Genomic DNA, 18,959 nt, shown 5'->3' on the forward strand with positions numbered 1-18,959 from the left:
AAACGGGAACGATCTCAAAACACCGACCACCCAATCCGCTCACTCAACAACTCCAACGCCTTCATCCCCGCCAAAGAATTCCCCGCCGCGTTCAACTCCGGCGACCACACGCACACCGTAAACTGCCCCGGCACCACGGCAACGATCCCGCCACCTACTCCGCTCTTGCCCGGCAAGCCGACGCGGTAAGCAAAATTCCCTGCCTCGTCATACAGCCCGCTGGTGGCCATGATCGAGTTGACTTGCCGGGTCTGTCGGGCGGTCAGAATCTGTTCGCCGCTGTGGGCACTCGTGCCCTCGTTTGCCAGGAAGCTGAACGCCTTGGCCAGATCCACGCAGCTCATTTGCAGCGCGCAGTAGTTGAAGTAGCTGTGCAGCACGGCATCCACGTCGTTGTGGAAGTTGCCGAAGGATTTCATCAGGTAGGCCATGGCGGCGTTGCGCGCACCATGCTGGGCTTCGGATTCGGCGACGACGCTGTTGACCAGGATGTGTGGGTTGCCCGACAGGCGCCGCACGAAGTCGCGCATCGACAGGATCGGCACGGCGAAGCGCGACTGGTTGATGTCGCAGATCACCAGCGCACCCGCATTGATGAACGGATTGCGCGGGCGCCCGCGTTCGAATTCCAACTGCACCATGGAGTTGAACGGCTGCCCTGACGGCTCGTGGCCCAAGCGCTCCCAGATGGTTTCGCCGCCGTGGTCGATGGCCTGCACCAGGCTGAACACCTTGGAGATGCTCTGCACCGAAAACAGCGTATCGGCATCACCGGCGCGGTAGGCCGAGCCGTCGTTGCCGTACACGGCGATACCGAGTTGGTTGGCCGGTACATCGGCCAGCGCGGGGATGTAATCGGCGACTTTGCCGAGGCCGATCAGTGGACGCACTTCGTCGAGAATCGACGAGAGCATCGCCTGCATGTCTTGTCCGGTCATTGTTTCTTTGAATCAGTGATAAGCGGGGCGCGGAGGATACCTGAAACACGCAGGTCAGGTAGCGCACTACAGAACGTGAAGCCCACCCTCGTCTCGATAATACATTAGGGACTCGTACTGAAACGACATCAAGAAACAGGCGTCACACCTCGCAGTCAGTTGCTCCACCAGTTCCCTGACGTCAGCCAATGGATCGGCGTCCTCCGGCGCAGGCCCCTTGATGCGCAGATAACAACGAATGGCGACCGGAAACGCCAGATCACTGGGGCGCTGGGCACGAATTTCAGGATCATCCACTTCATAGCAGCCGCTCAGGAAAAGACCTGAATAAAAGCGCGCCTCCACCGACTGTTCATTCTGTTCCAGCTCAGCAACACCCACCGCACTCACGGCGTCTGCCAGCTGTGCCAAAGACATTCGCCGATCAGCCTCAAGGTGAATATCAAGCCCCATGGAGCGTAGCCTCCAACTTTGTGTACAGGCGTGAACCCTCACTCGCGTCAGCGTTTGCATTGAGAAACACCAGATCCTCGCTCCCCCCAGAGGGCGACGAAATACCCACCACAAAATCACGTGCTGTTACGCCAGCCAAGGCTTTGGTGAACAGGACCAGTTGGTCAATTAGAGATCGACTAACGTGGGGTAAAGGAAGATTGAGCCCGATAAACCAATCGCTCAGATCATCAGGCGCCATGTCGGGTGTACGTTCGTGCTGGTGATTCACAAGAACGGCGCGATACTGCGCCCAATCGCTGACCAACGCGCGAAAGGCGTCGACCAATACGGGTTCGACGGTTTGGTTATCAGATCCGTCGACGTAACAATAGAGCGTGTGCATGATGTGCATCCTGGCTGCGTACGGGCGATTCTAATGCAAACGCGGCGTAGACCTGCCTGCCCTATGGAATTCAATGCGCGCGAAAGCCCCACACAATCTCTACCACACGCTCGGCAATCACCAGGTAAACCAGGATCAACAGCAATTGCAGTGCCAGGTGATAACGTAGCTTGGCGAGCCGGCGGATCCCGTCGCTGACGTTCAAGAGCATCAGCAGCGTCGACAGAATGATCAGACCCCAGCCGGCCACACTGGAGGCGAAAACCCCGATGAACAAATCACGCTGCCCAAGCAATGTGTTGGTCCCCGCCGCAAACAGCAGCGCGCACACCAGCAGGTTTTTCACATTGTCGAAAATCTGCGTGCTCAGATCGTTTTCCAACAACGCCTTATATCGTTTCCATAACGTGCGCATGGCAAGTACCGGCTAGGGATCGCTCGTCAATCAAAGTAGTCCAGATGCCCATACACTGCACCGTTGCGCTTACTCCACGAGGATTTTGCATGAAGTTGATGATCAGCCTGGCCGCCCTGCTGTTGATATCGGCGTGTTCCACCACCTCCCACACAGCTCCGCCCGCCCCGGATGCCCCTGCGTCTGAATGCCTGGCCGGCGGCGGCAGCATGAAGCAAGTCGGCAAACTGCAGAGCTGGAAGTGCATCACGCCCTACAAGGACGCGGGCAAGGCGTGTACCGATTCGAGCCAGTGTGAAGGCGAATGCCGGACCAGCGTGACCACATCCTCCGAAAATCGGCCGGTAACAGGCGCGTGCCAGGCGGATAACGGCCGCTTTGGTTGCTCCGCCACTGTCGAGAAAGGCCAGCTGGGCCGGGCGATGTGCGTGGACTGAAGAGCGCCACATTTTTGCGGACTGTAGGCCGCGTTAAAAATGCGCCACATCCGACACCCGATCATCCAGCACATCCCGCGCCAGCGCCCAGGCGCGGTCTTTGGATTCCACCACCAGCAACGGGTAGCCCCACGCCTTGCCAAACATCACGGCAAACGGCTTGAGCGCCAGCCGCTGCGCAGCGCTGGGCTCGACCTGGATCATGCCCCTGACGTACGTGCGCAGGGCCGGCCTGTTTTTCTTCATCCAGATCGACGCCTGTTTGCGCTCTTCGTGGGAGTGTTCGTGACTGTTTTCATCTTCGGCCTTTTCATGCAGCAGCACGAAGGCTTGCTGGCGGGCCAGCAGGCCTTCGAAGACCACGAATGCATCGTCGGGCCCGCCTTCGTTTGGCGCATCAAAGACGATTTTCACCACTGGGAATGTTGAACTGTCGAGTCGCATGGCAGAGCCCTTTAATGAGAGTTGATCTCATCATAGGGATCTACCTGCTGGACGGCATTGCACAGAATAGCCAGAATGTTTCGCAATTCAGCCAAGCTGTGAAACCGCCATGACGCGCCACCGCCTTGATCAATTCGACCCCTCCAGGGCCAAGGACGCCGACATGATCCCGCGCGCCGTGGTGGCCGTGGGCGCCACCAGCACGTCCCAGACCTGGGAGCATGCACCGCATGTCCATCGCAAGGGCCAGTTGATGTACACCCTGCGCGGGGTGATTCATTGCCAGATCGAGGCCGGTATCTGGATTGTGCCGCCCCAGTGCGCGCTGTGGATCCCCGGCGGCCTTTCACATGCGGCGCGGGGGGCCGGCGAAGCCGAGGTGTATTGCCTGCTGATCGACCCGCACGCCGCTGGCGCCCTGCCCCCGCAATGCTGCACGCTGGCGGTGTCCGGCCTGTTGCATGAGTTGATTACTAAGGCGGTGAGTTTTGAGCATTGGTACGAAGAGGACGGCGCTCAGGGCCGGTTGATCAGCACGCTGCTGGACGAGTTGGCCCAGGCGCCCATCGAAGACTTGCACCTGCCAATGCCCCAGGACCCACGGTTGCGGCGCCTGGCCGACAGCCTGCTGGCCAACCCCGGCGACAAGGCCACCCTCGGCCAGTGGGCCGTGCGCATCGGCATGAGCGAGCGCAGCATGACGCGCCTGCTGCTGGAAGAGTTCGGCCTGAGTTTCGGCCGCTGGCGCCGGCAGTTGCATGTGATCCTGTCATTGCAACGCCTGGCCAGGGGTGAAAGCGTGCAGCGGGTCGCCCTGGACTTGGGTTATGAGAACGCCAGCGGCTTTATCACCATGTTCCGCAAGGCAATGGGCCAACCGCCCGCGCGCTACCTGGCGGATCGCGCCGGGGCCTCCAGTGCGAACGCGGCCGCGACCATTGCGTTGCACGCGCTCCAGGCGCCGGCTCAACGCTGAACCGGGATCCGGATGTCACCGTCCCGGCACTGGGTCTTCACGCTCCTGGGGCAACCGGCAAAGCGCAATTCCTTGCTCAGGCATATCCGTACTTCAGACAACACCTTGCCTTTGCAGATCACCGCCACACTGTGGTCGCCCATGGCGGGGTTGCTCTCGCGGAACAGCTGTTCGATGTCCCGGGCTTGCAAATAATTGGGCACATTGAACGGCTGCAGTTGCGGTGGGATCTGCACGGCGCCCAACGCCGCATCAGTGGCCTCCAGGTAGCGCGAGGCCTCCAGGCCACTGCAGGTGCCGTGCTTGGCCCATTCATGCTTGAGCAGCGAGCGCGTGGGAAACATCAGCGCGCCCTTGGCCATGTCTTCGGCCGAGAGCTGCGATTGAGGCTCGCACGACGCCGGCCACCCGCCCCGAGCGTATTGCGGCCACAGTCCGTGCAACACGAAGCCGTAGCCTTTGCCCGAACACTGCTCGTTGTCCGGGTGCGTCAGGCAGAACGTCGGCGACCATGACAGCGACAGCACATAAAAATCAAAATCCCCCGCCGGCCGCTGCTCCCGTGGCGCCGCCATTGCACTTGTGGCAATGGCCAGCCACAACACCATCCAGTATTTCATCCCCGTGTTCCCTTAGAAAAATGAATCACTACCCTATTGCAACTACCCAGGATGATGGGGGTTACGTTGTAGCACCTTGTCGAGGATCCGATCGGTCTTCAACGCCTCGATCGCCTGTGAAGGGTGTTCGGCTTCCCCGCGGATATGGGCGTTCATGGCCAACACGTGGTGCCACTGGATATGCGCGTGGCAAGGCACGTCCAGCACCTCGTCGACCTCGCCTTCCAGGCGCAGCGGCTGGTCCTCGAATACTGCAAAGGTAATGCGCCCCTTGCTGCCAATCAGCTCGACCCGGTCTTCACGACGGTCGGCGACAAAGTTCCAGCAGCCCATGCCCAGCGCGCCGGACGCAAATGTCCAACAGGCCGTCACGGCATCCTCGGCGGCATACTGCCCGGCCTGTCGCGCGGTGAAGCCCGAGACCTCGACAATATCCCCGGCCAGGTACTGGAACAGGTCAAACCCATGGCTGGCCAGGTCGGCAAAGTAACCGCCGCCGGCAATCAGCGGGTCGGTGCGCCAATTGGCGGCGTCGGCGTCATCGGCGCCCGGTGGCTTGCACAGGGTCCAGGTCAGGTGGCGCAGTTGGCCGATGCGCCCCTCTTGCAGCCACTGGCGCACTTGTTGGAAACGCGGCAGCGAACGGCGGTAGTACGAAACAAACAGGTGCAGGCCGGCACGCTCGAAGGTGCGCTGCATCAATGCGCTTTGCTCGGCATTCAATGCCATCGGTTTTTCGACACAGCAATGCTTGCCCGCTGCGGCCACCATCAGGCTGTATTCAAGGTGGCTGTCGGGTGGCGTGGCGATGTACACCGCGTCCACCTCGGGATCGTCGATCAGGGCCTGGGCGTCGGTATAGAAGCGGGCAATGCCATGGCGCGCCGCATAATCGCGCACGGCTTCCTCGCGGCGCCCCATGACGGCCACCAGCGCCGAACCTGGCGCTTTGTAGAAGGCGGGTCCACTCTTCAATTCAGTGACACTGCCACAGCCGATCATGCCCCAGCGTACGGTGTTCATCGGTTTCCCTCGTGCGTTTTCGTCAATCGGGCAGTATCCACATCCCCACACGTCAGCGCCATAACCACTCAGCATGACAATTGCATTACACTTTTATGACAATCATCTCACTGCGGGGGCACAGACGATGAAAATCAGGGCTACGGTCATTTGCGAACACGAGGGGCATATCCTCTTCGTGCGCAAGGCCAGATCGAAATGGGCGTTGCCGGGCGGCAAGGTTGAACGCAACGAGCGCCCGGTCGGCGCTGCCGAGCGCGAGCTGGAAGAAGAAACCGGATTGAACGTGGACGGCTTGCTGTACTTGCAGGAACTCAAGGCCCGCGACACCCTGCACCATGTGTTCGAGGCCTCGGTGGTGAACATCGAAGACGCGCGGCCTCGCAACGAAATCGTCGACTGCCAGTGGCATGCCTATGGCGCGATGGATGAACTGGACACCACCGACGCCACCCGGCATATCGTCAGATCCTTTCTGCGTCGCCTGTAGTTCAGCGCTCTGTCCGGCGTATTACTCAACCCCAGGCTGCAGCAGCAACGCCACCAACGCACTCCACCCCGTCTGATGGGACGCGCCCAACCCGCGCCCGGTTTCCCCATGAAAATATTCATGGAACAACACCAGGTCACGGCTGGCCGGGTCCGCCTCCAGCTGCGCATACCCCGCCATCGACGGTCGCGAACCGTTTTCATCCCTGAGAAACAACCGCGTCAGCCGCTGACTGAGGCTGTCGGCCACTTCCTCCAGGGAGGACAGATAACCGCTGCCGGTCGGGTACTCCACCGAAAAGTTATCCGCGTAGTAGCGGTGAAATTCCCGCAACGACTCGATCAGCATGTAGTTCACCGGCATCCACAGCGGCCCGCGCCAGTTGGAGTTGCCGCCATACAGCCGCGAGTCGGATTCGCCGGGTTGATAGCGTGCACTGAGGGTGTTGCCGTTCATTTGCAGCGCCAGGGGTTGCTCGGCGAACGCCTTGGACAAGGAGCGCACGCCAAACGTCGACAAAAACTCGCTGTCATCGAGCATGCGCCGCAGCAGGTCCTTGGTGCGCTCACCGCGCAACAGCGCCAGTAACAGGCGGTTGCCCTGCCCTGGCTCATTCCAGCGCGAGACCAGCTTGGCCAGGTCGGGCCGGTGCTTCATGAACCCGAGCAGGCGTTCGCGCAAGCCTTCCAACCCCTCATGCTCGCGCTGCTCCAGCACCAGCACGGCAAACAGGGGCATCAGCCCGACGATAGAGCGCAGACGCACCGGCTCGTTCTGGCCGTCGGGCCGGTGCAGCACATCGTAGAAGAACAGGTCCTGCTCATCCCACAGGCCTTCGGCGCTCTCGTCGACGCGGTTGATGGCGCCCGCGATGTACAGGAAATGCTCAAAGAACTTAACGGCGATGTCGACGTACACCCCATTGCGCTTGGCCAGCTCCAGGCCGATACGCATCAAGTCCAGCGCATAGGCCGCGACCCACGCCGTGCCGTCGGCCTGATCCAGCTGGTACCCCGGCGGCAGCCCGGCCGAGCGGTCGAACAAGGCGATATTGTCCAACCCCAGGAAACCGCCCTGGAACAGGTTGCGCCCTTCGGCATCCTTGCGGTTGACCCACCAGGAAAAATTCAGCAGCAGCTTGTGGAAAATCCGCTCAAGGAAATCCATGTCGCCTACGCCGTTCAACGCCTTGTCCTGCTGGTACACCCGCCAACTGGCCCAGGCGTGGACCGGCGGGTTAGCGTCGTCGAAGCGCCATTCATAGGCCGGCAATTGCCCGTTGGGGTGCATGAAGCGGTCTTTCACCAGCAGTAACAGTTGCTGCTTGGCGTACCCCGGATCAATCAGCGCCATGGCCACCGCCTGGAAGCCCTGGTCCCACGAGGCATACCACGGGTATTCCCAGGTGTCAGGCATGGAGAGGATGTCGAAGTTCGACAGGTGCCGCCAATGAGTATTGCGGATATGCAGGCGCTCAGGCGGCGGCGCAGGTTGCGCCGGGTCGCCGTCGAGCCATTGGTTCACATCGAAATAGTACAGCTGCTTGGACCACAGCAAGCCAGCCAATGCCTGGCGCTGCACATTGCGCGCATCGTCGTCGTGGATGCCGTGTTGCAAGGCGGCGTAGAAATCATCCGCCTCTTGACGGCGTTGTTCGAACAGCTTGCGGGCGTTGACCGGCGGCGCGTTAACGGGGGCAAACCGCAGGTAGAGGGTTTTACTCTCAAGGCCTGCCAATTCGAGGATGAAGCGCGCCGCGACTTTGGTGCCGCTGTCACGCCGAATCGCCGATTGAACACCCTCGACCACGTAATCATTGATCCCGTCCTTGAACGGCCCCGTCGCCGGCTGGCCATCCAGGCGGGGAACGTTGGTTTCGTTCTCGCAGAACAACCACTCCACCCCCTCCTGGCCCCAGGCGCTGAGATGCCGATCCGGCCGTTCAGGATGGCGCGCCAGCACCTGCTCCCCGTCCATCTTCAACTGCGGCTTGGGCGCATCAAAGGTCCAGCTCCAGTCATTGCGCGCCCACAACTGCGGCATCACCTGCAAGCGGGTCGACTGCTCGGAACGGTTGTGCAGCGTGATACGCATGAAGAGGTCGTCGGGCTGATGTTTGGCGTACTCGACGCTGACATCGCAGTAGCGGTTGTCTTCGAACACGCCGGTGTCGAGGATCTCGTACTCGGCATCCTCCAGGCCACGGCGGGCGTTTTCGCGGATCAGGTCATCGTAGGGAAAGGCTGCATGGGGGTATTTGTAGAGCATGCGCATGTAGGCATGGCTCGGCACCCCATCGACGAAAAAGTACAGTTCCTTGACGTCTTCACCGTGGTTGCCCTCGGCGTTATTGAGGCCGAACAGGCGCTCCTTGATGATCGCATCGCGCTCGTTCCACAGGGCCAGGCCCAGGCACCAACGTTGCGCCTTGTCGCTGAAACCGGCGAGGCCATCCTCGCCCCATCGGTAGGCGCGGCTGCGTGCGTGTTCGTGGGGGAAGTAAGTCCAGGCATCGCCATCGGCGCTGTAGTCTTCGCGCACCGTGCCCCATTGGCGTTCACTCAAGTAAGGGCCCCACTCGCGCCAACGCTCGGCATCCTGCTGCGCCAGGCGCTGGCCTTCGAGGGTTGCAAGTATTCGGTTGTCGGGTGTGGCCGTCATCGGGTCCTCCATCGCCTACCAGGTGAGAGGCAGTGTAGAACCCAATGACGCCCGGATGCACATGAAGACTTAGAAGATGGCGTAGGTGTAGTTGAAGATCAGGCGAGTCTGATCCTGGTCGGGGGTGCCGGTGTTTTTGCCGTGATAGGTGCCGGTGCGCAAGGTGGTACCGAAGCCTTTCAGAGGACCGGCTTGCACCACGTAGTCCAGACGGAAGTCGGCTTCGTTTTCTTTCTGGTCAGGGCCGCCGGCAACCTTCGACTTGATGTCCGAACCGTCGAGGTACGCCACGGAAGCCTTCAGGCCAGGCACGTAGGCCTTGAAGTCATACGAGTACTGACCAAAGTTGACCTGCTCGCCCGCGCGGGAGAACTGGCCCACCACGGCGTCGGTAAACAGGTAGAAGTCGCTGCCGCCGGCGCCTTGTGCGTGCGGGTCGGCCAGGCTGCCCTGATTGACCCACACAAAGCCGCCGTCGTCGCCCACGCCAATGTGGCCGAGCATCAAGCTACTGCCGCCCAGTTGGTAAGTGAAGGCCGCACTGTAGGTTTTGTTGTCCACTTCGTTGGCATGCTTGGCAAAGCCACCGTTGTTGTTGAACTGGTAGCCGCTCTCGCCGTTCTTGCCGTCGCTGGTGCTGTCGAAGTAACGCAGGTCGGTCTTGAACGACTGGTCATTGCCCAGTGGCAGCACGTGGACCAGGCCGACGTAGTTCTGTTTGTAGAAGTCTTGCAGTTGGGCGTAGTAGTACTGCAACGTCAGGTTTTTCGCGATGGCGTTGTCGGAAGAACCAAACGGTTTGTAGTCCACACCGCCGAATTTGAAGCTGTCGCTGTCGCGGGTACCGCCTGCCACGCTCAAGCCTGTGGAGTTACTGGAGGCACGGCCTTCGGCGCGGTTCAACTCACCGCCGGTGAAGGTGACATTGGGAATGTCATTCGAGGTAAGGATGCCACCGTCAAAGGTCTGCGGTGCCACGCGGCTGTCGTTGGAAACCAGGATCGGCAGAACCGGCGCCAAACCACCACCGACGTGCAACTCGGTCTGGGAAACACGGAACTTCACGTTGCCCGCCGCGCGGCCGAAGGAATCGGCAGGCTCGGTGCCGTTGTTCTTGGTCGGGAAAAAGCTGTTGCCGTTGCCCGCCAGGCCTGCGCCCGCCGTGTGACCATCGCCGCCGTCCAGGCGCAGCGCGCCGAAGGCCATGACGTCGAAGCCCAGGCCAATGGTGCCCTGGGTAAAGCCGGATTTGTAGTCAAAACGCAGCGCAGTTGCCGCTTCGCGCAGGTCGTTGTTGGTCCCCGAGCGGTTATCCGCGCTGTAGTACATGCTCCGTGAGCTGACAGACGCATGGCTGTCTTCAAGGAAACCGCTGTGACCATTGCCGGTGCCCAGGGCACCGAGCCCGAAATCATCAGCGAATGCGTGTTGTGCAAGAACGGCGGCGGTGATCGACAGCGCCAGTGTAGAAATTTTCATTAACGACGGCCCCTAAACATTTTTTTATGTGTGCGGTGTGCATAACGGCGTTTTCATCCTTGCAAACGTGACGATTCTTTCATGCCGGCCGGGGCGGACTCCGTGAAGAATTAGTTAGGAAAACCGCGCGGAAATGAAATTTTCCGCGGGCTGGTTTTTGTCATATTCACGTCATCTCATTCATTTGCAGAATGAAGTCCTGAGGAATCTTCGTTTGCAAGCAAGCCTTGCGCTCAACAAAATCCAGGCAAAGGCCACCTTCACCGTCATCGCCATCAGGAATTTTTCTATGCCCACCACCGCACCTGTCTGCCCCGATGAGATCCGCAAGGGCTTTTCCAAGGCCATGTCCGACATGTACCGAGATGAAGTTCCACTGTATGGCGCGCTGATGGAGTTGGTGGCCGAGACCAATACCCGCGTGCTCGACACCGAACCGGGCCTGGCGCAACACCTGCAACGCACCGGCGAAATCCAGCGCCTGGACAGGGAACGCCACGGCGCGATCCGACTGGGCACCGCCGCCGAGCTGGCGACCATCAGCCGCCTGTTCGCAGTGATGGGCATGCAGCCGGTGGGCTATTACGACCTGACCCCGGCCGGCGTGCCGGTGCACTCCACCGCCTTTCGCGCCGTGCACGAACAGGCGCTGCAAACCAGCCCGTTTCGGGTGTTCACGTCCTTGCTGCGCCTGGAACTGATCGAAAACCCCGACCTGCGTGCGTTCGCCGAAACGGCCCTGGCCAAGCGCTCGATCTTTACCCCAAGAGCCTTGGCGCTGATCGAACAAGCAGAAAAGGACGGCGGCCTCAATGCCGTGGACGCGGATGAATTCATCCACCAGGCCCTGGAAACCTTCCGCTGGCACCACACCGCCACCGTCACGGGCGCGCAGTACCAGCAACTGAGCGACCAGCACCGCCTGATCGCCGACGTAGTAGCGTTCAAAGGCCCGCACATCAACCACCTGACCCCGCGCACCCTGGACATCGACCAGGTCCAGGCCGCCATGCCTGGCAAAGGCATCACACCCAAGGCCGTGATCGAAGGCCCACCCCGCCGCCGCTGCCCGATCCTGCTGCGCCAGACCAGCTTCAAGGCCCTCGACGAACCCATCGCCTTCACCGACGCCCAAGGCAGCCACAGCGCACGCTTTGGCGAGATCGAACAGCGCGGTGTGGCCCTTACGCCCAAAGGCCGCGCGCTGTACGACCAACTGCTGAACGCCGCGCGCGACGAGCTGGGCGCTTTCCCCAATGAAGGCAACGCCGCACGTTACGTCGAATTGATGGAACAGCACTTCCAGGCCTTCCCGGACAACCACGCCCAGATGCGTGATCAGGGCCTGGCCTACTTCCGCTACCTCACCACCGAGCAAGGTGTGGCGGCGCGCGGCAGCGCCGAGCAACCGCGTACCCTGGAAGCACTGATCGCAGCGGGCCACATCGATGTGGAGCCGTTGGTGTACGAGGATTTTCTGCCGGTGAGTGCAGCGGGGATCTTTCAGTCGAACCTGGGGGATGCAACGCAGAGTCACTACGCGGCCAATTCGAACCAAACCGAGTTTGAACAGGCGCTCGGCCGCCGGACGATTGATGAATTGAAGCTGTATGAGGAAACGCAGCAGCGCTCTATCGATGAATGCACCCAGGCACTGCTGGCCTGAATGAAGTGCCCACCCGGCTCAACAGCGCAGTCCTTGCGCCGCAACAGTCCCCAGAGCCGGGTGGGCGGTGGGCATCATAGGCAGTGAAGAGAAGCCTGTCCTTCAGACAATTCTGAACAAATGTTCGCGCCCCCTGTAGGAACGCGGGCTATCCCCTACCCAACTTCGACACAATGTCGTCTTTGATCAACAACCGTTTCTTCTTCAGCTTCTCCACCTCTTCATCGCCGGCGCTTGCTGATTCTGCCTTCAGCACCTCCTTGTCAGCGTCGTCGTATTGAGTGAGCAGCGAGTCCAGGCGTTTGTCATTTGCCCTGCGTTCGTGAACGACTTCCTTGCTGAACCCCAAGTCCTGATACAGGTCGTGTTTCACTGGCATGGCGTACCTCCGCAAGTTGATCAATGGCTTACGCCCTAGAAGCTAGACCATTGCGAGGGGTCTTGTCATGTTCAAGGTCAATACATCCCCGTTCGTCGCCACACAGGCGATGGGATCAAACCTTTGGCGCACTGTGCCCTCCACTGTAGATCGCCACCCGAGGGAGACCGGTTCATGAAGCAAGCTGCCACCGCCGTCGACACCCAATGCATCAACACAATCCGCACCCTGGCCATGGATGCCGTACAAAAAGCCAATTCCGGCCATCCCGGTACGCCCATGGGCCTGGCCCCCGTGGGCTATACGCTGTGGAGTCGCTTCCTGCGCTATCACCCCCAACACCCCGACTGGCCCAGCCGCGACCGTTTTGTATTGTCGGTCGGTCATGCATCGATGTTGCTGTATTCGTTGCTGCACCTGGCAGGCGTGGTGGAGTTGGATGCTGATGGCGAGCGCACCGGCCAGGCCGCTGTCAGCCTGGACGATATCAAGCAGTTTCGGCAGGCGGGTTCGAAAACCCCCGGCCACCCCGAGTACCGCATGACCACCGGAGTGGAGACCACCACCGGCCCGCTCGGCCAGGGCTGTGCCAACAGCGTCGGCATGGCCATTGCCGAGCGCTGGCTGGCCAAGCGGTTCAACCGTGAAGAAAAAACCCTGTTCGACTACAACGTCTACACCCTGTGCGGCGACGGCGACATGATGGAAGGCATCAGCGGCGAAGCGGCGTCGATGGCCGGGCATTTGAAGTTGGACAAGCTGTGCTGGATCTATGACAACAACACCATCAGCATCGAAGGCCACACCGAGCTTGCGTTCAGCGAAGACGTGATCAAACGTTTCCAGGCGTATGGCTGGCACACCCTGCACGTGACCGATGCCAACGACTTGCAAGCCTTGGGCAATGCCTTGGAGGCCTTCCATTGCAACCGTGGCGCACCGACCCTGATCGTGGTCGACAGCGTGATCGGCTATGGCTCACCGCACAAACACAACACGGCCGCCGCCCATGGCGAGCCTTTGGGCGAGGATGAAATCCGCCTGACCAAGGCCGCGTATGGCTGGCCCGAGGACTCCAGCTTCCTGGTGCCCGATGACGCCCGCACGCACTTACGTGATGCGCTGCTGGATCGCAGTGAGCCGCTGTATGAAAAGTGGAGCGAGCACCTGGCGCAGCTTGAGCAGTACGAGCCGGAACTGGCCGATGAATTGCGCCGTATGCGGGCCGGGGAAATGCCCGAACACTGGCGCAAACACCTGCCCAGCTTTGACGCCGACGCCAAGGGCATCGCCAGCCGTGCCGCTGGCGGCAAGGTGCTGAACGCGTTTGCCGAGCAAATCCCGTGGTTGCTGGGCGGCTCGGCGGATTTGTCGCCTTCGACCAAGACTAACCTCACGTTCGAGGGTGCCGGGCGCTTCAGCGCTGACGACTACACGGGGCGCAACCTGCACTTCGGCATCCGTGAACACGCCATGGGCGCCATTGCCAATGGCATGGCGTTGTCCTACCTGCGCCCGTACACCTCGACCTTCCTGGTGTTCAGCGACTACATGAAGCCGCCGATCCGCCTGGCGGCGATCATGGAGTTGCCGGTGGTGTTTGTCTTCACCCACGACTCGATCGGTGTGGGTGAAGATGGGCCGACGCATCAACCTATCGAACATCTGACCCAACTGCGTGCCACGCCGGGGTTGCTGACCCTGCGCCCAGGCGATGCCAATGAAACGCTGGCGTTGTGGACAGTAGCACTGGCGCAAACCCATCGGCCGAGTTGTGTGGTGTTGTCGCGTCAGCCATTGCCTACGCTGGATCGTAGGAAGTATGCCGCCGCATCGGGTGCTGCCAAGGGTGCCTATGTGCTCGCAGGTGCCGATCATCCTGAGGTCCTGCTGCTGGCGACGGGCAGTGAAGTCAGCCTCGCGGTGGACGCTTACGAACAACTGAAAAGCGAAGGGATTGCCGCGCAAGTGGTCTCGATGCCCAGCTGGGAACTGTTTGAAGAACAGGACCAAGCCTACCGCGACAGCGTGTTGCCGCCAGCGGTGAAAGCACGGGTGGTGGTGGAACAGGCAGGCCCATTGGGCTGGGACCGCTACGTCGGACAAACCGGAGCCAAGGTGGTCATGAACAGCTTCGGCGCATCGGCACCGTTGGCCAAGCTGCAGGAGCAGTTTGGGTTCACCGTGGACAACGTGGTGAAGCAGGCCAAGGCACAAATCCACCTGACTCAACAGTGATCAATCTGTGGGAGGGGGCTTGCTCCCGATGGCAGTGGTTCAGGCACTTAGGAGTTGACTGACACACCGCTATCGGGAGCAAGCCCCCTCCCACATATGAGCTGCTTTGATTGCTAGATCAGTTCTCGGGCCAGGAATGCTGCGGTGCGGCTGGTCTTGCTTTTAGCAACCTTCTGCGGCGTACCGCTGGCAACCACCTTGCCGCCCAAATCCCCCGCGCCCGGTCCGATATCGATCACCCAGTCACTCTGCGCCACTACGCGCATTTCATGTTCCACGACAACCACCGTATGCCCGGCGTCCACCAGGTGATTCAACTGGCTGAGCAAGCGGTCGACATCCCGTGGGTGCAGCCCGGTGGTGGGTTCATCCAACACATACAGCGTGGCGCCTCGGGCATTGCGTTGCAGCTCGGTGGCGAGTTTGATGCGCTGCGCTTCGCCGCCGGACAGTTCGGTCGCCGGTTGCCCCAGGCGCAGGTACCCCAAGCCGATATCGCGCAGCACCTGCAATGAACGCAATACGCCGGGCTGTTCGGCGAACACCTCCACGGCCTGCTCCACCGTCAGCCCCAGCACCTGGGCGATGCTCAAGCCTTGCCATTTTATCGCCAGGGTCTCGGGGTTGTAACGCGCGCCATGGCAAGTCGGGCATGGCGCGTACACGCTGGGCATGAACAGCAATTCAACACTGACAAACCCCTCGCCCTCGCAGTTCGGGCAACGGCCCTTGGCAACGTTGAAGGAGAACTGCCCGGCATCGTAGTGGCGCTTTTTCGCGGCAGGTGTGGCGGCAAACAGTTTGCGCACGTTGTCGAACAAGCCGGTGTAGGTCGCCAGGTTGGAGCGCGGCGTGCGGCCGATAGGTTTCTGGTCGACCTGCACCAGGCGGCGGATGTGCTCCAGCCCCGCGCTGATACGCCCACCAATGGTTTGCGGGGCGTCATCTTCCAGGCTGGGCTCTTCGTCGTTGTCCAACACACGTCCCAGCCCGCTGCCCACCAGCTCCAGCAGTGCCTGGCTGACCAGGCTGGACTTGCCCGACCCGGAAATCCCGGTGACTGCCGTGAAGCAGCCGAGCGGGAAATCGACGTTCAAGCCGTCGAGGTTATTGCGCGTCACACCTTCCAGTTTCAGCCAGCCCGTGGGCTCGCGACGCACCGGATTCGCCACGCGCTTTTCAGCGAACAGGTACTCACGGGTCTGCGACGCCTCCACCTGCGCCAGCCCCGCCGGCGGACCGCTGTACAGGACTTGCCCGCCGTGTTCGCCGGCGGCCGGGCCGACGTCGATCAGCCAGTCGGCGCGGCGCATGGTTTCCAGGTCATGCTCCACCACAAACAGCGAATTACCCGCCGCTTTCAACCGATCGAGCGCCGTGAACAACGCTTCGCCATCCGCCGGATGCAAACCCGCCGACGGCTCATCCAGCACATAAATTACACCAAACAACTGCGAGCCCAATTGGGTCGCCAGGCGCAAGCGCTGCAACTCACCGGATGACAAGGTCGGCGTACTGCGTTCCAGGGACAAATAGCCCAAGCCCAACTCGGTCAAAGTGCTGACCCGCTCGAGCAGGTCCTGGGCGATACGCTGCGCGGCCAGGCGCTTTTCCACCGACAGTTTCATTTTGTCCTGCCCCGCCGCCACCGGACGCAACAATTCAGCCAATTGCGCCAGCGACAATTGCGACAGCTCACCAATGTCGACCCCGGCAAACTTCACCGACAGCGCCGCCTTGGTCAGCCGCTTGCCGTCGCACAGCGGGCAGGCGCTGCCTTGCATGAACTGCGAGACGCGCTTTTTCATCAGCGCACTTTGCGTGTGGGTGAAGGTGTGCAGGATATAGCGCCGCGCCCCACTGAAGGTGCCCTGGTAGCTGGGCTCGAGTTTGCGTTTCAACGCCTCGCGGGTTTGCTCGGGCGTAAAACCGGCGTACACCGGGACCGTGGGGGTTTCTTCAGTGAACAGGATCCAGTCGCGCTGCTTTTTCGGCAGCTCGCGCCAAGGAATGTCCACGTCATAGCCCAGGGTCACGAGGATGTCGCGCAGGTTCTGGCCTTGCCACGCCAGCGGCCAGGACGCCACTGCGCGCTGGCGGATGGTCAACGACGGATCGGGCACCATCAGCGCCTCGGTCACTTCATAGACACGGCCCAGGCCATGGCATTGTGGGCACGCACCTTGGGGCAGGTTCGGCGAAAAATCCTCGGCATACAGCATCGCTTGACCCGGCGGGTAACTGCCGGCGCGGGAGTACAGCATGCGGATCAAGCTCGACAAGGTGGTCACGCTGCCCACCGACGAGCGCGCACTCGGCGTGCCGCGCTGCTGTTGCAGGGCCACGGCGGGCGGCAGGCCTTCGATGCTGTCGACATCCGGCACCCCGACCTGGTCGATCAGCCGACGCGCATAAGGCGCCACCGATTCGAAATACCGCCGCTGGGCCTCGGCGTACACCGTGGAAAAAGCCAGGGACGACTTGCCCGAGCCCGACACCCCGGTGAAGACCACCAAGGCATCGCGGGGAATATCCACATCGACGTTTTGCAGGTTATGTTCGCGGGCACCACGCACGCGGACGAAGCCGTGCTGCTGGGCAGTGATCGGGGGGAGAGTGCGCTGTGAAGTCATGAACAACCTTGTCTGACGCTGAGCACGCTGCGTATCCGTTGCGCCAGGGCTTCGGGGCTATAGGGCTTGCTCAACAGGTGAATATCGGGGCTCAGCAGGTGATTGCTGGAGAGAATGTCGCGGGTGTGGCCGGAGGTGAACAGCACCGCGACTGGCGGCGTCTGCGCACGAGCCCAGGCGGCCAGGTCGGTGCTCTTGATGCGGCCGGGCATCACCACGTCGGTGAAGATCAGCTCGGGTTGCACGCCGGCTTGCAGCATGTGCATCGCACGGTCACCGTCTTCGGCCGTGAGCACGGTGTAACCCGATTGTTCCAGCAACTCCACGACCGTCGCGCGCACGTCTTCATTGTCTTCAACCACCAGGATGGTCTCGTGGCCATTGGCATGCGACACCGGCTCGGCGTGGGCTTCCTCAGCTTCTTCACCGAGGCTGCGCGGGAAATACATTTGCACCACCGTGCCCTTGCCCTCCTCGCTCCACACCTCGACATGCCCGCCGCTTTGGCGCACGAAGCCAAACACCATGCTCAGGCCCAGGCCTGTACCGTGGCCATTGCGCTTGGTGGTGAAGAACGGCTCGAATACCCGTGCCAAGATCGCCGGCGGCATTCCTACGCCGATATCGGTCACAGCCAGGCGCACATACTCACCGGGCTTGATACTTTTACCGGCACAATCGCCGGGATTGAGGATGATGTTCTCGCCGGTGATACGAATCACGCCCTCGCCTTTCATGGCATCCCGGGCGTTGATGGCCAGGTTGAGCAGTGCGTTTTCCAGCTGGTTGCGGTCAACGTTGATGCACCAGGAGTCCTGGGGCAATTGCACGTCGATATGGATGGTTTCCCCCAGCGCCCGTTGCAGCAGTTCGCCGAGGCCCGCGTAGATGCGTTGCGGGTTGTACACCGCCGGTGACAAGGGTTGGCGACGTGCGAAGGCGAGCAATTGTGACGACAGCTTGGCACCACGCTCCACCGCCGCAATGGCCGCCGCAACACGACGCTGCACGTGGGGGTTGTCCGGTTCATGGCGCGACAGCAGGTGCAGGTTGCCGGCGATGACTTGCAGCAGGTTATTGAAGTCGTGCGCCACGCCGCCGGTGAGGCCGCCGATGGCTTCGAGTTTTTGCGATTGGCGCAGTTGGTCTTCGGCAGCAGAGCGCGCCTGCACTTCGTCGGCGACCCGCTGTTCCAGGTTGTGCGTCAATTCCTGGCGCACACGCTCGGATTTTACGTGCTCGGTGGTCTCAGTCACGATTACCAGGACGCCGGCAGGTTGCTGGTTGTCATCAGCCACCGGACTGTAGGAAAGATCCATCCAGACTTCTTCCGGTTGGCCGTTACGTGACAACTCCAAGGGAAAGTCACGGTACGACAACGTGCCACCGGCAAGGCATGTGTCCAGCACATGCCGATTGAAATCGGCCACTTCCGGCCAGCCCAGTTCCACCGGTTTGCCCAGCAGATACGGGTGGCGACCACCAGCAAACACCGAGTAACTGTCGTTGTAGATCATGTACCCCACCGAGCCCCAGAGCATCACCATGGGCATGGGTGAGGCCAGCAGCATCTGCACCGTGCTGCTCAGGCTGCAAGGCCACTTGTCAATCGGGCCCAACTCGGTGGTCGACCAATCGAAGGCGCGGATTCGCTGGGCCATTTCACCGCCCCAGCCTTCGCAGCCGTGGGTATTGGATAAAAATTGCATGTTGGGCTCTTGG

At 61.3% G+C, this 18,959-nt stretch carries 17 protein-coding genes; 5 read left to right on the forward strand and 12 right to left on the reverse strand.

Features of this window, described 5'->3' with window-relative positions; genetic code table 11:
* Nucleotides 1-14: 14 nt before the first annotated feature.
* The 4 genes from glsB to AO064_RS21035 form a co-directional block, all read right to left on the reverse strand.
* Entirely contained in the window at nucleotides 15-923 is a 909-nt protein-coding gene (gene glsB / locus AO064_RS21020) for a glutaminase B (RefSeq protein WP_012724735.1), read from the reverse strand.
* An 81-nt stretch (nucleotides 924-1,004) separates the two neighbouring features.
* Nucleotides 1,005-1,391 carry a hypothetical protein gene (locus tag AO064_RS21025; RefSeq protein ID WP_064054542.1) on the reverse strand — a complete coding sequence of 129 codons (387 nt, stop codon included), beginning with the start codon at nucleotides 1,389-1,391 and terminating at the stop codon, nucleotides 1,005-1,007.
* Nucleotides 1,381-1,776, reverse strand: a complete 396-nt coding sequence (locus tag AO064_RS21030; protein WP_052958860.1) for a hypothetical protein — start codon at nucleotides 1,774-1,776, stop codon at nucleotides 1,381-1,383. The genes AO064_RS21025 and AO064_RS21030 overlap by 11 nt, the downstream gene beginning before the upstream one ends.
* Nucleotides 1,777-1,846: 70 nt before the next feature.
* Nucleotides 1,847-2,191 carry a hypothetical protein gene (locus tag AO064_RS21035; RefSeq protein WP_046034730.1) on the reverse strand — a complete coding sequence of 115 codons (345 nt, stop codon included), beginning with the start codon at nucleotides 2,189-2,191 and terminating at the stop codon, nucleotides 1,847-1,849.
* A gap of 89 nt (nucleotides 2,192-2,280) precedes the next feature.
* Here AO064_RS21035 and AO064_RS21040 point away from each other — a divergent pair, with 89 nt between their 5' ends.
* Nucleotides 2,281-2,628 (forward strand): hypothetical protein, encoded by a 348-nt coding sequence (locus tag AO064_RS21040; protein WP_064054543.1) that lies wholly within the window; start codon nucleotides 2,281-2,283, stop codon nucleotides 2,626-2,628.
* Between the two features lie 33 nt (nucleotides 2,629-2,661).
* Here AO064_RS21040 and AO064_RS21045 read toward each other — a convergent pair whose 3' ends face one another.
* Complete coding sequence (locus AO064_RS21045; protein WP_012724738.1) at nucleotides 2,662-3,072, reverse strand: hypothetical protein; 411 nt, start codon at nucleotides 3,070-3,072, stop codon at nucleotides 2,662-2,664.
* A 109-nt stretch (nucleotides 3,073-3,181) separates the two neighbouring features.
* Between AO064_RS21045 and AO064_RS21050 the strand changes: the two genes are divergently transcribed.
* Nucleotides 3,182-4,048 (forward strand): AraC family transcriptional regulator, encoded by an 867-nt coding sequence (locus AO064_RS21050; protein ID WP_046034727.1) that lies wholly within the window; start codon nucleotides 3,182-3,184, stop codon nucleotides 4,046-4,048.
* Here AO064_RS21050 and AO064_RS21055 read toward each other — a convergent pair.
* A complete protein-coding gene (locus tag AO064_RS21055) occupies nucleotides 4,039-4,668 on the reverse strand; it encodes a ribonuclease T2 family protein (RefSeq protein WP_012724740.1) in 630 nt (209 codons plus the stop codon). The two genes, AO064_RS21050 and AO064_RS21055, sit on opposite strands and share 10 nt — an antisense overlap.
* Nucleotides 4,669-4,710: 42 nt before the next feature.
* Nucleotides 4,711-5,691 carry a Gfo/Idh/MocA family protein gene (locus tag AO064_RS21060; protein ID WP_046034726.1) on the reverse strand — a complete coding sequence of 327 codons (981 nt, stop codon included), beginning with the start codon at nucleotides 5,689-5,691 and terminating at the stop codon, nucleotides 4,711-4,713.
* Between the two features lie 127 nt (nucleotides 5,692-5,818).
* On the opposite strand from AO064_RS21060, the gene AO064_RS21065 reads away from it, so the two are divergent.
* Nucleotides 5,819-6,181, forward strand: coding sequence for an NUDIX hydrolase (locus tag AO064_RS21065; RefSeq protein ID WP_064054544.1), 363 nt, complete (start codon nucleotides 5,819-5,821; stop codon nucleotides 6,179-6,181).
* A gap of 21 nt (nucleotides 6,182-6,202) precedes the next feature.
* Here the strand turns inward: AO064_RS21065 and AO064_RS21070 are convergent, their stop codons facing one another.
* Both AO064_RS21070 and AO064_RS21075 read right to left on the reverse strand, forming a co-directional pair.
* Nucleotides 6,203-8,842 carry an MGH1-like glycoside hydrolase domain-containing protein gene (locus AO064_RS21070; RefSeq protein ID WP_064054545.1) on the reverse strand — a complete coding sequence of 880 codons (2,640 nt, stop codon included), beginning with the start codon at nucleotides 8,840-8,842 and terminating at the stop codon, nucleotides 6,203-6,205.
* A 69-nt stretch (nucleotides 8,843-8,911) separates the two neighbouring features.
* The gene (locus AO064_RS21075) at nucleotides 8,912-10,321 is read right to left on the reverse strand and encodes an OprD family outer membrane porin (RefSeq protein ID WP_012724744.1); all 1,410 of its coding nucleotides are present in this window, start codon (nucleotides 10,319-10,321) and stop codon (nucleotides 8,912-8,914) included.
* 289 nt (nucleotides 10,322-10,610) lie between these two features.
* Here AO064_RS21075 and hglS point away from each other — a divergent pair, with 289 nt between their 5' ends.
* Complete coding sequence (gene hglS, locus AO064_RS21080) at nucleotides 10,611-11,987, forward strand: 2-oxoadipate dioxygenase/decarboxylase HglS (protein ID WP_064054576.1); 1,377 nt, start codon at nucleotides 10,611-10,613, stop codon at nucleotides 11,985-11,987.
* Nucleotides 11,988-12,135: 148 nt separating this feature from the next.
* On the opposite strand, the gene AO064_RS21085 is transcribed toward hglS, so the two are convergent.
* The gene (locus AO064_RS21085) at nucleotides 12,136-12,366 is read right to left on the reverse strand and encodes a DUF465 domain-containing protein (RefSeq protein ID WP_064054546.1); all 231 of its coding nucleotides are present in this window, start codon (nucleotides 12,364-12,366) and stop codon (nucleotides 12,136-12,138) included.
* A 174-nt stretch (nucleotides 12,367-12,540) separates the two neighbouring features.
* Between AO064_RS21085 and tkt the strand changes: the two genes are divergently transcribed.
* Nucleotides 12,541-14,604, forward strand: coding sequence for a transketolase (tkt, locus tag AO064_RS21090; RefSeq protein WP_064054547.1), 2,064 nt, complete (start codon nucleotides 12,541-12,543; stop codon nucleotides 14,602-14,604).
* A 113-nt stretch (nucleotides 14,605-14,717) separates the two neighbouring features.
* On the opposite strand, the gene uvrA is transcribed toward tkt, so the two are convergent.
* Nucleotides 14,718-17,237 carry an excinuclease ABC subunit UvrA gene (gene uvrA / locus AO064_RS21095; RefSeq protein ID WP_064054548.1) on the reverse strand — a complete coding sequence of 840 codons (2,520 nt, stop codon included), beginning with the start codon at nucleotides 17,235-17,237 and terminating at the stop codon, nucleotides 14,718-14,720.
* A complete protein-coding gene (locus tag AO064_RS21100) occupies nucleotides 17,234-18,946 on the reverse strand; it encodes an ATP-binding protein (protein WP_064054549.1) in 1,713 nt (570 codons plus the stop codon). The genes uvrA and AO064_RS21100 overlap by 4 nt, the downstream gene beginning before the upstream one ends.
* Between the last annotated feature and the right edge of the window lie 13 nt (nucleotides 18,947-18,959).

Source organism: Pseudomonas marginalis (assembly GCF_001645105.1).
GTDB classification, from domain to species: domain Bacteria; phylum Pseudomonadota; class Gammaproteobacteria; order Pseudomonadales; family Pseudomonadaceae; genus Aquipseudomonas; species Aquipseudomonas petroselini.